This window comes from Nostoc sp. DedSLP03 (genome assembly GCF_034530815.1).
Taxonomy (GTDB): domain Bacteria; phylum Cyanobacteriota; class Cyanobacteriia; order Cyanobacteriales; family Nostocaceae; genus Nostoc.
Map to the genome: position 1 here is coordinate 30,186 of NZ_JAVRCK010000018.1, position 13,909 is coordinate 44,094.

Sequence of the window (13,909 nt, forward strand, 5' to 3'; positions counted from 1 at the left end):
AAGTAAACAACAACAACATTGACAGGCATACCCAATCATTGTAGACTATTATTTAATAGCATTTCCATAAAGTAAATAACGTCTACAAAGTATAGTGAAAGTTCAAAGGGTACGCATCCCCAGTAGTGATAAAATCACTTGGGCAGTCTTAGGTGACGACTATTTTCCGATTCGCCCAATTGAGCAGTTTATAAGTTATTTAGAGAGCATAGAGCGATCGCCAAATACGATTAGGTCTTATGCTCATCACCTCAAGCTCTACTGGGAGTATCTAACCGCTTGTAATTTGGATTGGATGCAAGTTAGCGTAATCGAGCTTGCTGAGTTCATGGCATGGCTTAGAAGCCCAAATCCTCAAGGAGTTTTATCAATCAGTGAGGTTGTCGCAAAGCGCACGGAATCAACCGTGAATGTGATTCTGACCTCAGTCTGTATGCTTTACGATTTCCACGAGAAAACTGGTAAAGTTCCTCATATACCTCTTTATCGGTCACAAATTATGCCGGGAAGGAAATACAAAAGCTTCCTGCACCACATTACCAAGGGTAAACCGATAAGAACTCGTTTACTCAAGCTTAAAGAGCCGAAGCATTATCCAAAAACACTTTCACCTGAGCAGGTAGAACAACTAATTGATAGTTGCAAGCGAACCAGAGATAAATTTTTGCTTTGCTTACTACATGAAAGCGGTATGCGAATTGGGCAAGCACTAGGGCTAAGACATGAAGACATTCAATCTTGGGATAATCAAATCATTGTTACTCCCAGAGATGACAATGCTAATGGCGCTCGTGCTAAAGGTAACTCTCCCTACAATGTCGATGTCACGAAGGAACTGATGGGACTTTATAGCCAATATTTACAAGATGAATTCATGGAAATACTTGGTGATGATCTTAGTGACTATGTTTTTGTAAATCTTTGGGATGGAAGGATTGGTTCTCCAATGACATATAGCAATGTTATGGATTTATTCAATCGCCTCAAGAGGAAAACTGGGATTGCTGCTCATCCCCACATGCTTAGACATACACACGCTACATCATTAGTTCGTGAAGGCATGGAAATGGCTTATGTCCAGAAGCGACTAAACCACGCAAGTATTCAAACCACTATAGATACTTATGTCCATGTCGATAACGAGGATTTGAAAAAAGCATATCAAGAATACCTGAGACAAAGAAATGACTCTGCAACCGAAACGTTCATTACCACTGACTATTGTACAGACTAAGAAAGAAGAGATTGCTTGTCATCACTGTGATAGCAAGAAATTTGTCAAGAAACGTAAAAGCAAGCAAGGACACCAAATTTATATATGCAAAAGTTGTGGTCGTCATTTTACCTACAATCCTGACAAGACAGAGTATGTTGTAAACCCAGAAACTGAATACAAAAAAGATGTATGGGATTGCCGAAATTTAGGAATTTCTCCAGGAGTAGGCAATTATTGTTACAGATTAACTTTCTCAAATATCACTCAACCTTGGTTAATGAAAGTAACTAAGCAATATATTAAATTTACGCTTAGTACTCTTTCATTTTCATCAGCTTCTGAAAGATTATTGTCAATAAAAAGACTCTCTCGATTTCTTGCTGAATCTTACCCAAATATTTCACCACAAGAATTAGATCGTTCGGTAATTATTGATTTTTTGTCTTACTTAGCAAGCACTGACCTCTCAACCTCTACTCGATGCACGACCATTGGAGCAATTCGGGGATTTTTAGAGATGAGCTATCAAAATGAATGGCTAGAGGTATCCAGGTATTTAGTTCGTGATGAAGATTTCCCTAAAAGACCTAAATCATTGCCTCGCTATATTCCAGAAGATGTGATGCAACAACTTAATCAGCATTTAGAGCATCTTCCTGAACCAGTTATGAGAATGGTTTTAGTGTTGCAAGAGTGCGGGATGCGGATATCTGAGTTACTGCATTTAAAGCCTGACTGTCTTTTGCAAGATAAAGCTGGGGATTGGTTTATGCGCTATTACCAATTCAAAATGAAGAAAGAAATTACCATTCCTGTCTCCAGAGAAGTCGTCCGGGTAATTCAAGAACAACTACGTTACATCAAGGAAAACTTAAACGTTAAATTTGAATATGTTTTCAGTTCAAACCAGGGAGGAGGATGGAAAGGAGATTTTAAGCCTGCTCCAGAACTAATGAGCCGAGGGGCTTTTGCTCGTTATCTTAATAAGCTAGCTGAAAGTCACAACATTTGTGATGCTTCAGGCGAACAGTGGCACTTTTTACCACATCAATTTCGCCATACTGTTGGAACGCGAATGATAAATAATGGTGTGCCGCAACATATTATTCAACGTTACCTGGGGCATGAATCTCCAAATATGACTGCTGTTTATGCTCATATCCACGACCAGACGATGAAAGAAGAAATTGCTAAGTATCAAGGCAAGATTGTCAATATTTCTGGTCTTGTAGTTGAGCCAAATAATATAGAGGCAGACATAGCTGATTTGCAGTGGTTCAAGAAAAATATTCATGCTCAGGCGTTGCCTAATGGATCTTGTGCCCTACCTACCATTTCTCAAGGATGTCCACATGCAAATGCGTGTCTAACCTGCACTCACTTCCGAACTACTTCTGATTATTTAGCGGAACATAAACAACAGTTGGAACAGACTAATCAGATTATTCAAAAAGCGGAAGCTAATGGATGGATGCGCCAAGTTGAGATGAACCAGAAGGTCAAAACTAATCTAGAAAACATCATTTCCGTATTGGAGGTGGATGCAAATGACGGTTGAGCGCAATATTGATGGATTACGTGGCAATGCTCAAAGGAAACGCCAAGAGGCATTCGAGAAGGTCGAGCAAGGAATTCAGAAACTCATCAAAGAGCAAAAAGTTATAAACTTTAATACCGTTGCCAAAGCTTCTGGACTTAGTAAAGCTTGGCTTTATAAAGAACCTGAGATTAAAGCTCGGATAGAGCATCTTAGGGAAAATAACTCCAAAACTAAGGAAATACCACCAAAGCAAAGAAGCTCAGATGCTTCCAAAGATGCAATCATTAAAACCCTGAAAGAAAGAATTAAAAGGGTTGAAGCTGAGAACAGGGGGTTACGTGACCAGCATGAAGCAATTTATGGGCGTATCCTTCAAGCTTCTGAAATAGAGCATCGGTTGGAGAGACTAGAGGCAGAGAACACCAAATTAAAGAAAGAATTGGAGGAATGTCTTTCTCGGTCAACCAAGCCTTTGGAGTTAGAAAAGTCTACTTTTACAACCATCCCTACAAAAGGGTCAAAAGGGGAGATTAGCAGCACTATTAGAGATGAACTAGCTGCCTTGGGTATTAAGCTCACCAGTCCTCTTGCTTCTAAAATACGAGACTCGACCGAAGAAATAGTCTTAACTGCGATAGAAGCACTAAAAGAGCAGCTACAACATGGGCCAGTAAGAAGACCAGGAGGATGGTTATCTAGTGCAATTGATGATGCATGGCAGCCTAATCAGCCTCTTGGGGAAGAAACTCATGTAGCAGACACATTTAGTCAGTGGTATGGCTTGGCTAGGGAATTTGGGATTGTAATCGGTAGTCGGAAAGATGACGATGGCTCTATCTGGGTTCAAGAAAACACTGGTCACTGGTTCCCATTCGAGCAGTTTTCGTCAAAATGGACTTTTGAGTATTTGCGCTCAAAAAAGATTAAGTAAGAACGCAACGACTCAAAAATCGATATTTATTGCCATGAGTCTAAATAAATCGCTTTAATTGATAGAAAAAAATCGATTGCAATCTTCCACCTACTCTTCTTCTATGGTAAAACTTAAAAAGCAGACTTAATGTCTGCTTTTTTGCATAACCAAGGTTTCCAAATCTAGCGGAGTAAGCTGAGTGAATTTTGCCAGACACAATGCTTAGTCCGCTTAGAGATGGAGCCGACACAAACCCTCACCCTAAAGGAGGTTTAATATGTCTAGACTAAAGCCTAGTCTAGACGACAGTGCGCTGCGTAGTCAACTCTCTGACTTAAAGCAATCTGTCGATAATTCAACTAAGCAGTTGATAGATAAAATCTTGAGATTATCGCCAGTCAAACTGCTTATTCTTTCCATTGTTTATTGCTTAGACAAGGCTACCAGCAAGGAAATTGCTGAAAAGATTTTTTTCAATCGAAATACAGTAGGAAAGTATCTGGGAGAACTTGCCAAAGAAGATAATCTCCTTGGTTTTGTCGAGGCTATCAATGATAATCCAAGTTTTCCAGGACTAAAAACTTATTTTGTTTTAAATGAGTCAACTAAGATAATTCTTGGTTTTGTTGCTGGAGCGGTCAAGCCAATAATAGATTTAAGTAATCATGAAAATAACGGGACTTTACCTAAAGGAATTGTGGAATATAATTTCGACAACCTTGACGAAAATCTGATGGATAACAAATTAATTACCATAGAGCAAATCCGTCAAATTTATCAAAATATTCCCGATCTCCCGCCTACATCTCAAAAAATTTATTCTTTGCTTGATGAAACTCCGAAAACGGTTAAACAATTTTCAGAGCGGATTGGTTGTGATTATACAACCGCAAGCAAGCACCTAAAGAAATACTGGGATTTAGGTATAGCACATCGAAAAATAGCATCTTCGTCCGGTACTGGCAGGGGAGAATTTTTGTATTTTTTAAATCCCGATGTCGCTAAAGCACAATCAAGAATCAAGAATCAGCATCCAACTCCTGCGCCTGCAACTCAATTAGAGCTTGGAGATACCAGCCATGCTGATGCAGAAAATACGACAATCTCCACTTCAAACATAAAAACATGCCAGAGCAGTGAAGGAGTCAATATGAGTACAGAATCTTCTCAGCAACAATCAGTTGGTCAGCCTATCGATACAAATGTTGCTGAAAGATTTGATGATATAGACGACCTAAATGAAATAGTTGCTCATTTAGAGCAAATTGAAAAAATCGAAAAAAGACTACGCGCGCGTTCAGGCTCAAAGGTAGAGAAGTTAATAGCTATAGTCAAATCCAAAAAGTCATAAAACAAAGTGGTGAGGTTTTACCCTCACCACTTTGTCAACTCATGGGCGGTGCTTGGTGCCAGACGGGTCTCCTAAACTCAGTGCTGAGGATTTCGATTATCCTACCGTCCAAAAGCTGATACGCACATATTAATACCTGTGCGTCGAATTTTGATATGACTCTAGCCAAGGAAAATCATGGACAAAAATAAGTCAAAAGAACTCCAGTACGAAGGTCATGTGGTTCACCGCCGTGTAAGCGATGGACTGGTTAGCTTAACTGATATGTGGAAGGCTGCTGGAGAGCCACCAAATAAATCTCCGCGAGACTGGAAACGCCTCGACAAAACCCAAGAATTACTTGAAAATTTAGCTTTTACGACGGGCATCTCGCCCGTCCGAGTAAAAACTCAACGAGGCAAGTTATCTAAAGTTCGGTACATTATTTCTGAAATTCTTGGAATTATTGAAACTATTAAGAACGGAAGACATCCTGCAACATACGGCACTCCTGAATTAGCAATTGATTATGCACAGACTCTTTCAGTTAAGTTTCATCGATGGACTTTGGCTGCACTCAAAGAACGGATTGAAGAGGAAAGCAATCCAGAAGTTGCCCTGAGCAGAGGCCGCGCAAGAGCTATTCAAGGATGGAAAAAACAGGGCAAGTCTGATGACTGGATTCAAGACCGTATCAATGGCATCCAGAATTACAAGCAACATACAAATGTACTTGCTGCTCATGGTGTTGGATGGCAAGGAAAGCGTAATGGTTTTGCTGAATGTGCAGATGCAATTAATTTAGAAATTTTGGGAGGACGTTCTAAAAGACTCAAAGTAATTTTAGGATTAACCAAAAAATCTTCACGACTTAGAGATAGCCTGAATAGAAAACAATTGACAGCACTGAGCTTTGCGGAAGCGCTAGCCGACGACGAAATTGAAATGAATAATTTGCAAGGCAATCAATATTGTCGGCAAGCGTGTTCTCAGGCAGCCTACAGAGTTGTTTTAGCCGCTCAAGGCTCTACAAAAATTGTGGCTAAATTAGCCTATGACTTTTCACACATAGGGATTTAGCTACAGCTATCATAAAGTAAGTCCAGGAAATTGCTGGAATTTTGTGTGGAAGTGAATGACTGACTTAAAAGAAAAAGTACGTTCTATTCGTCATTATTTTGTTGATGAGGCTGGAGATCCAACACTTTTTAATGGCAAAGGCAATGTTATTGTTGGCACTGAAGGTTGTTCTCGTTTTTTTATCCTTGGATTGCTAGATGTGGCTGAACCGGAGTCTTTGGCAAGAAATTTAGAAGAACTCAGGTCTGAATTGCTAGCAGATCCATACTTCAAAAATGTTCCGTCAATGCAGCCGCAACAACGAAAAACAGCTATAGGATTTCACGCTAAAGATGATACGCCTGAAGTTAGACGTGAAGTGTTTAATTTATTGAAGAAGCATGATTTAAGATTTTTTGCAGTAGTTAGATATAAGCACAATTTGCTGGAATACGTGAAGACTCGTAACCAGAGCGATCCTTATTATCGCTATCAGCATAATGAATTATATGATTATTTAACACGAAAATTATTTAAGCAGCGCTTGCATAAAGACGACGAGTATAATATTTGTTTTGCTACAAGAGGTTTTTCTGACCGAACTGCTGCTTTGAGAAAAGCGCTAGAGGCTGCTAGGGCTAACTTTCATCGACAATGCGGAATAGCCAGTATTGCTACTATTAACATTACTGCCACCACACCACCTCATTCTCCGTGTCTGCAAGCTGTCGATTATTTTTTGTGGGCACTACAACGGCTATATGAGCGTCGTGAAGAGAGATATCTTGAGTATCTTTGGCCAGCTTTCAAATTAGTCTATGATACTGATGATACCAGACAGCAAAGATATGGTGTTTACTATACCCAGAAAAACCCTTTAACCCTATTAAAAATGCCAGGGATATAGGATTGTTAAGCCGCAGCCTTACAATCACACGGCATGAAGCCGAATTTTGTCCCTAGCACTTTTATATTATATCATCGTGTATATACACCGTAGACGCTACAAAATAAAAATATAGTCAGTTTACGGGGCATCTAATTTAAAGATTGGTTTGTAAAAAGTGACTCTTGATTCTTGCTCTTAAAAAGTTTGGTACTAACAGTTATTCTAGTTTTCATTTTTGTAATTTAGTTACAAAATACTTTACTTTGTTTATATATCAATAAAGTAAAATACCTGTCTTACAAGCTTTATAGTATTTTTCCTAAAGATAATTCTCACTGGGTGGCACATTTTCACGCGCCGCATCTGCTATCTGAATATGTGCAAGAAATTGGCCGCGCTGGAAGGGATGGGAAACCAGCAGAGGCGTTAACATTGGTGAGTGAACCTACAGGATGGTTAGATTCAGGGGATAAGCAAAGACAGGAGTTTTTTCAACAACAAATGCGATCGCAGCAACAAATAGCGCAGCAACTTGTGAAAAAATTACCAAAACAGGGAGAAGTGAATGTAGTAACTCGACAATTTCCCGAAGGTGCAACGGCGCTAGCTTTACTCCATAGCAACGGTCAGCTAAACTGGCTCGATCCTTTCCATTACAGTATTAGGCAAAAAGCCGGAAATCAGCCACCGACGCAATTACACGCCGCTAAACAGATGCAGCAATACCTAACAACTAAACAGTGTCGTTGGCAGTTTTTGTTAAATGCCTTTGGTTTTGATAAAGAAGCAGCTAACTTGCGTTGCGGACATTGCGACAATTGCCGCTAAACTGCCCTTGCTTGCGATCACAACAGTCTAGCAACCAACGCTGACATGTCCTCATCACTGTAAAGCGCAGCAAAAACCGTCACTATTTCCCCAATATCGCTTTTACAGATGGATGTATTAATTCATTGGGTACTTGATTTCGCTCAATGTATTCATTAATCTCGGCTTGATGATCGAGATAAAAACTCAAGGCATCAAATACTTGTGCCAGGGTTAAATGTGGTAAATGGTTCGGGATTTCTTCTGGCATAATCCCCAATCGCCACAAACCGACAATGGCACGAACAGATGTCCGAGTACCTATAATAATTGGCTCTCCACTCAAAATTTCAGGGTTACGGGTAACGTAGCGCGAGGAGGTTTCAGCAAACATAGAATAAATCACTCAGCAGAACTGGCGTTGCCTTTAGTTTACCAATAGTTATGGTCACTAATGGGCTGGTGCGATCGCAGAAGAGTTTCTCGCCAAATACTTAGATGGTAGATTTAAACCTTTGGGAGATATTCAAGGTCATTCAGGAATAGTTAAATAAAGCCTTAAAAATGTGGTTAGTGTCATTCGCCGATCACCTTTTTGAAAACCTTACCAATAAAGCAATTTGACAGGTGCGATCGCTTATTTCTTGATTGATCGTAATTCAATTCCTACATTAAATTTCGTTTAACTAACTTCATCACCATCGGTTGTAAAGTAAACAGAAAGTGATCTTCCTCAGACTCTTTCTCTAAAAGCGACCTATGTTCAAGAGTGATTGTTGCCTCTACAAATTCAGAAAAAGAAATATGAGGCAGTTCTTGTCTCAATGCATCTATAGAGACTGGTGTAGAGATGCTTGCTAGACAGCACAAAATATCTCTTTGGGCGTTACTCAAGCGTTTAATTAGTCTCTCGATAATTGTTTGTTTAATAGAGTCTGGTGCAACTAAAGAATTTCCAGAGAGAAAGTCTCTCACATTACCTTTAAATACGTTGCGTATATCAGAGGCCACTAACTTGAGCCACAAAGGATTACCGCTATATTGCTGTATCAACTCTCTCCCACTTTGCTTATCAAATATAAGATCATTGGCTTTCAAAAGCTGACAACCTGCCTCGCTATCTAGTCCTTTAAGGTTCAAAGCTTTTACTGAATTGCGTGCTACAGCAGTAACATCTGTAGGCTTTTCTTGTGTAGTTATCACAATACAACTTTGGTGATTTTCTATACTTAATTGCTGAAACAAAGCGCAGTAGCTTTTGTATCCTACAGAATAACTCTCAGCAAGACGGCTTTCATTATCCAAATTCTTTTCATCTAAAATAATTAAAGTCTGTTCTCTCTGCAATTCTTTCAGCAATTTTAAAATCAATTCTTCTTGACTTTTGGGCAAACTATTGGTTTCAGGTGATAGGCGAATAACTAAATCAACCAGTAATTCCTCAAGGGACAATGTGTAGGAAAATTTCTGCCAAAGCTGTCGAGTAAAATGCAGTTCATTTTGTTCTGTAATAATTTTTGCTATTAATTTAGTTTTCCCAACTCCGCAAATACCGTAAATAATAAGCAAACGATATTTATCTTCTAGCCATTGCTGCAACTGTCGTAATTCGTTAACGCGACCGTAAAAGCCATCAACTGAAGGAACACCTTCAAAAGGATTTGGTCGTAAGACATTGATAAATTGTGATTCTAACTTTGGAATTGCACTTGGGGATTCAGGAATATCGTCAGTTATGATTGTTGTGCTCCAATCTACTCCAACTGCTCCACAAAAAGCTTTAAACATTTCGGGTCTGATCCCTGCTCCATCTTGAAATCGCCGTAGGGTAGACTCGGAAGGGTCAAGAATTTTTACTCCTTGTTGTTTCAGCAACTTTCCAGCTTCTTGCCTCCAGGTAACATCAATTTTTGTCCATCCCTTTTGTGTGCGTGCTTGCTCAATTAGAAGTTTTCCTTTATCAGATAGTCTCATGGTTAGAGCCATACATAAATTACAGGTAGAAGGTAATTTAATTTTATGTCACTTTTATACTAGTTCTGAACGGTGTAAACTGAGCGGAAACTGAGCGGAAACTGAGCGAAAACTGATATTTTATCGTTCTCTAAATGTATGAAGATGTTATCTAAGCAAAAGGTTTCCAAGTTATCAACTAATTAACGAGTTGAGAACTCCTTTGGAGACATTGTGGTGGAATTCAGTTTTTAGCTTAGGAAAGCCTATATGAAAAACAATCGAGATTACGGTAAGGATAACAATCCTAACGGAGATATAAACTCCCTTTCTAGACCAGATAGTTCACCTCATTCTGAGCAACTTCAGTGTCAGTTTGATATAGATACAGAAAGGGAGATTCGACAAGAGTTGCTCAGGAGAAGTAAGTATAGTTACAATGTTCATTCCTTTGCAGTTGTCACATCTATTGCGATCGCCTTAGTTGGATGTTGGTTTGTTTTTTCGGGTATGACCAAGGAAGGTACTTTTACGGCTGTAGCTGGACTAGGAGCAAGTGCTTACCTTGCACAAACGGGTAAAGAATCTCAGGAAAGCTTAGAGGCATTAATCCAACGCCTTGATCGCTCTCATCCTGATTAAACACTAAGAGTCTGTATGGCTATTACTTAAACTTATGTTGAGAAAGTTATCCACTCCCTTTACAGACCCTTAAACCTAGTTATAACTTTTTAGTCAAATTATAGGTAAATACAGAGGGTTTTGAGATATAAAACTACTCACTTTCGGATTTTTTGGTTGTCTATGTGACAAACTAAAATATAGCGTGGTAATAGCCTTTTTTATAGACTTTCACATTTATGAGCTTCTGCATTAACCACTTGTGTGACAATCGGGAAAATCCAAATGATATTGAACATTGTAATGGATGTGGAACACCACTCATTTTAAGTGGTAAATATCGTGTGCTCCGAGCGCTTAGAGATCCCTCCTCGCAGCCTGGACTTAACTATGAGGTATTTGAGATTCAAGACCTCAAGAATAACGGTGAGCTAAACGTCCTAAAAACGCTGGTTAGAAACGATAATCCAAAACTCATAGAATTGTTTAATCGGGAAATACAAGTTCTATCGAAGTTGGAAGAACCATGTATTCCTAAGGGAAAACACTACTTTAGTATTGATATTCATACACCGCAACGTCGAGAACTTCGTTGTTTGGTGATGGAGTTCATTGAGGGAATGAATCTAGAAGAACGAATAAAGCACAATGGAAAGCTGACAGATGAATCTCAAGCGTTGGATTGGCTAAAGCAGCTAACAAAGATTTTAGGCCTTATTCATGATAACGGTCTTATCCACCGGGATATCAAACCCTCAAACATTATGCTGAAGGCGAAAGTACCAAAAGATGAGTTAGTGCTGATCGATTTCGGTACGGTTAAACTTTATGAAACTGCTGCTAACTTTCAACACTCTACAAAAATTAACTCTATAGGTTACACATCTGAAGAAGTTAAGCAAGGAGGTGAGCTAGTTCGTCAGTCTGATTTTTTTGCTCTTGGACGAACGTTTGTTTATCTCTTAACCGGTAAGCATCCCGATGAGTTTGAATCGGATCTAAGACTTTGGAAATGGAGATCAGAATTTCCTCAATCTGAGCTTATGGATTTGATTAATGACTTGATGAAAGAACAAGCTGCTGACCGTCCCCAGTCAGCAGAAGAAATCCTCCGCAGAATTCAAAAAATTTCGCCAAAACAGGAAACTGTCGATCCGTCGCCTCCACCAAAACGGAAAATACCTGCTTGGCTGTTTCCATTAGCTGGAGTTGGAGTGAGCGGATTCTTATTACTTGTAGCTTTTTTTATATTGATAGAACCGCAGATTCCGTGTTGGTCTTTTTTTAAACAATGCGCCCCTCCAAGCCCTAACCCTGTCAATAACTTTATTAGCTCTGGAGAGAAACTGTTGATTAATCAAAAGTTTAAGCTAACTGGCGAATACGCACAATTGAAGGCAGAGGGCATAAAAGAGTTTAATAAAGCAGCAGAAACAAAGGATTACACAGCTGCTATTCATAAATTTCAAGAAATCCGTGAAAAAGCTCAACAAGTTCTAGCTAATAAAAATATAATAAATAAAGATGAAAAAAATGCAAGTTTGCAAGCTTTGAAAGATGCAGAGGTTTTGATTTACCTCAATAACTCTAAAGTTAGAAATGCTAACAGAGATAATTCTAATAATATATTTACCATTGCAGTTCCGGTTCCGGTTAATCTGGATGAAGGACTTCACATTTTACAAGGAGTAGCTCAGGCACAAGATCAGGTTAATAGGGATAGCCCATATTTAGAAGTACTCATAGCAGACGATAATAATAATCAACAACGAGCAATCGATGTAGCTACTGCCCTTGCAAAAAATGAAAAAGTTCTTGCTATTGTAGGACATTATACCTCTGAAATTACTTCTGTAGCTATGAAGGTTTATAAAGAAAAAGGAAATGGTTTAGTTGTTGTTTCTCCAACTAGTACGTCAACCTACCTTTCACAAGAATATGGAACTAAACATATCTTTTTCCGTACTACGTCTTCTACAGCAGTAGAAGGTGAAAGTTTGGCGGGATACGCAAAATTGATAAAAACAAAAAAAATAGCAGTTTTCACATCTAGTACAAACAATGAAACATTCACTGGTTCTTTGACCATACAGTTCACCAAATCTTTTGGAAAATATAATGTAATCGGCCCCTATGACCTAAATTCAGACTCTATAAATAAATTAGAATTAGATGAAATCAAAAATGCAGATGCTATAGCTGTATTTCCTGATGGGCAAAATCAGGATTCTCCGGGTTTAAAAAATGCAAGGGAGCTGATTAAAAAATACTTAAAACAAAACGACAACAAGAAAATTTTAGGGGCAAATTCACTATTTCTTTGGACTACTATCAATACATATCTTGGAGATGTAAAACAAAAGGCCGTTTGCAGATTGATCATTGGTATTGACTGGTTTTTCGTCGAGTCAGACAGCAAGCCTAAGTTTGATGAAAACGCTAAAAGCTATTGGGGAGGGCCAGTGAATTTCCGAACAGCTTTAGCGAATGATGCGATTCAAGTCTTGGTTGAAGCTTGGCAACAGAATGCAAAAAGCCGCTCAGAAATACAAAATAAACTGAGTTCTAAAGACTTTAATGTTCAAGATCAGGCTGATTATTATGGAAAGATTGCAACACAAGATAGAAAAGTGAGTTTTTTACCTAATGGCGATCGTCAAGAGATTACGAAACGTATATTGGTCACTCCTGTTTTATCCAACTCTAAACAGAAAGAGCTACAGTTTGCTGAAAGGGAAAAGGCTAATTGCCCTCAATAATCAACTAAGTAAGTGTTGCAGAGATATTGAAATCTTAATCTTTAGTAAAAGCAATATTAGAGATATGACTCAAAATTGACTCAATGCTTTTCTTATCTGCAAGCTAATCCCACTCAATACCTTTGCGTGATCGCACCTCTCAAATCACTTCGTCTGTGTACCTTTTAACCGCATTGCTTTATCCAACATTTAGTACTTGCTCTACAGTTAGCTGTAATTCTGGGAAAATAGTAGAAGCGATCGCACTGTTTCCTGTAAATCTAGTTTCTTCATAAAATCCGTCAACTAATATCAGTACGGTGACTCTGTTCATTTGTGGATCGACAATCCAATATTCAGCAATTCCCCTTGCGGCATACTCGGAACGTTTGTAGCGATAGTCTCGATCTTCATTAGCTTTGCCAGGAGAAACAACTTCGACAACTAGTGCTGGAGGAGGCATATCCAAAGTTATTGTAGATCGCGTTGCACCTTCTAAGGCGGTTGCAAGTTCATCCGTCAGCACAACTAAGTCAGGAATGCGAGTTGTCGCACGAGAACCAGCAACAACAATTTCAACTTTGTTACTTAACCGATTAACTGGGACGAACTTGAGGAAATTTACCAGCAAAAAGAGAGATATCTGGACATTTTTTGGGCTTTCAGGTGGCATTGCAACTAACTCACCTGCCACCAGTTCATATTGGCTATCCGTGCCATCGTCATACTTAAAATATTCCTCAAGCGTTAGACCTTTGCCAATGATTGCAGTCATATCAGGTCAACAGAAATTACATATTAATAGTTTACCAAATTCATCAATCCCGATTTATTATTTAAAAC

11 protein-coding genes and 1 pseudogene are annotated in these 13,909 nt (G+C 38.9%); 9 read left to right on the forward strand and 3 right to left on the reverse strand.

Annotated elements, in window-relative coordinates; translation table 11 throughout:
- The first annotated feature begins 94 nt into the window (after positions 1-94).
- From RM368_RS11165 to RM368_RS11195, 7 genes and pseudogenes are all read left to right on the forward strand, one after another.
- Positions 95-1,234, forward strand: a complete 1,140-nt coding sequence (locus RM368_RS11165; protein ID WP_322694135.1) for a tyrosine-type recombinase/integrase — start codon at positions 95-97, stop codon at positions 1,232-1,234.
- Positions 1,185-2,774 (forward strand): site-specific integrase, encoded by a 1,590-nt coding sequence (locus RM368_RS11170; RefSeq protein ID WP_322694136.1) that lies wholly within the window; start codon positions 1,185-1,187, stop codon positions 2,772-2,774. Before RM368_RS11165 ends, RM368_RS11170 begins: the two co-directional genes overlap by 50 nt.
- Positions 2,764-3,687 carry a DUF6262 family protein gene (locus RM368_RS11175; RefSeq protein ID WP_322694137.1) on the forward strand — a complete coding sequence of 308 codons (924 nt, stop codon included), beginning with the start codon at positions 2,764-2,766 and terminating at the stop codon, positions 3,685-3,687. Before RM368_RS11170 ends, RM368_RS11175 begins: the two co-directional genes overlap by 11 nt.
- Positions 3,688-3,946: 259 nt before the next feature.
- Complete coding sequence (locus RM368_RS11180; protein WP_322694138.1) at positions 3,947-5,020, forward strand: winged helix-turn-helix domain-containing protein; 1,074 nt, start codon at positions 3,947-3,949, stop codon at positions 5,018-5,020.
- A 177-nt stretch (positions 5,021-5,197) separates the two neighbouring features.
- Positions 5,198-6,079 (forward strand): KilA-N domain-containing protein, encoded by an 882-nt coding sequence (locus tag RM368_RS11185; RefSeq protein WP_322694139.1) that lies wholly within the window; start codon positions 5,198-5,200, stop codon positions 6,077-6,079.
- A gap of 55 nt (positions 6,080-6,134) precedes the next feature.
- On the forward strand, positions 6,135-6,965 hold the full coding sequence (locus tag RM368_RS11190; RefSeq protein WP_322694140.1) for a DUF3800 domain-containing protein: 831 nt from the start codon (positions 6,135-6,137) through the stop codon (positions 6,963-6,965).
- A 318-nt stretch (positions 6,966-7,283) separates the two neighbouring features.
- Positions 7,284-7,775: pseudogene (locus RM368_RS11195) on the forward strand (RecQ family zinc-binding domain-containing protein); the annotation flags it as partial.
- 82 nt (positions 7,776-7,857) lie between these two features.
- Here the strand turns inward: RM368_RS11195 and RM368_RS11200 are convergent.
- Entirely contained in the window at positions 7,858-8,148 is a 291-nt protein-coding gene (locus RM368_RS11200; protein WP_322694141.1) for a DUF433 domain-containing protein, read from the reverse strand.
- A gap of 272 nt (positions 8,149-8,420) precedes the next feature.
- Entirely contained in the window at positions 8,421-9,740 is a 1,320-nt protein-coding gene (locus tag RM368_RS11205; RefSeq protein ID WP_322694142.1) for an NB-ARC domain-containing protein, read from the reverse strand.
- A gap of 237 nt (positions 9,741-9,977) precedes the next feature.
- On the opposite strand from RM368_RS11205, the gene RM368_RS11210 reads away from it, so the two are divergent.
- Together RM368_RS11210 and RM368_RS11215 are read left to right on the forward strand one after the other, a co-directional pair.
- Positions 9,978-10,349, forward strand: a complete 372-nt coding sequence (locus tag RM368_RS11210) for a TRADD-N-associated membrane domain-containing protein (RefSeq protein WP_322694143.1) — start codon at positions 9,978-9,980, stop codon at positions 10,347-10,349.
- 218 nt (positions 10,350-10,567) lie between these two features.
- Positions 10,568-13,087, forward strand: coding sequence for a bifunctional serine/threonine-protein kinase/ABC transporter substrate-binding protein (locus RM368_RS11215; RefSeq protein WP_322694144.1), 2,520 nt, complete (start codon positions 10,568-10,570; stop codon positions 13,085-13,087).
- A 178-nt stretch (positions 13,088-13,265) separates the two neighbouring features.
- On the opposite strand, the gene RM368_RS11220 is transcribed toward RM368_RS11215, so the two are convergent.
- The gene (locus tag RM368_RS11220) at positions 13,266-13,841 is read right to left on the reverse strand and encodes a Uma2 family endonuclease (RefSeq protein ID WP_322694145.1); all 576 of its coding nucleotides are present in this window, start codon (positions 13,839-13,841) and stop codon (positions 13,266-13,268) included.
- Between the last annotated feature and the right edge of the window lie 68 nt (positions 13,842-13,909).

What these genes read in the sequence shown, in the direction of transcription:
- RM368_RS11170 (WP_322694136.1), top strand. Translation starts at nt 1,185, where the DNA reads ATGACTCTGCAACCGAAACGTTCATTACCACTGACTATTGTACAGACT.
- RM368_RS11175 (WP_322694137.1), top strand. Translation starts at nt 2,764, where the DNA reads ATGACGGTTGAGCGCAATATTGATGGATTACGTGGCAATGCTCAAAGG.
- RM368_RS11180 (WP_322694138.1), top strand. Translation starts at nt 3,947, where the DNA reads ATGTCTAGACTAAAGCCTAGTCTAGACGACAGTGCGCTGCGTAGTCAA.
- RM368_RS11185 (WP_322694139.1), top strand. Translation starts at nt 5,198, where the DNA reads ATGGACAAAAATAAGTCAAAAGAACTCCAGTACGAAGGTCATGTGGTT.
- RM368_RS11190 (WP_322694140.1), top strand. Translation starts at nt 6,135, where the DNA reads ATGACTGACTTAAAAGAAAAAGTACGTTCTATTCGTCATTATTTTGTT.
- RM368_RS11200 (WP_322694141.1), bottom strand. Translation starts at nt 8,148, where the DNA reads ATGTTTGCTGAAACCTCCTCGCGCTACGTTACCCGTAACCCTGAAATT.
- RM368_RS11205 (WP_322694142.1), bottom strand. Translation starts at nt 9,740, where the DNA reads ATGGCTCTAACCATGAGACTATCTGATAAAGGAAAACTTCTAATTGAG.
- RM368_RS11210 (WP_322694143.1), top strand. Translation starts at nt 9,978, where the DNA reads ATGAAAAACAATCGAGATTACGGTAAGGATAACAATCCTAACGGAGAT.
- RM368_RS11215 (WP_322694144.1), top strand. Translation starts at nt 10,568, where the DNA reads ATGAGCTTCTGCATTAACCACTTGTGTGACAATCGGGAAAATCCAAAT.
- RM368_RS11220 (WP_322694145.1), bottom strand. Translation starts at nt 13,841, where the DNA reads ATGACTGCAATCATTGGCAAAGGTCTAACGCTTGAGGAATATTTTAAG.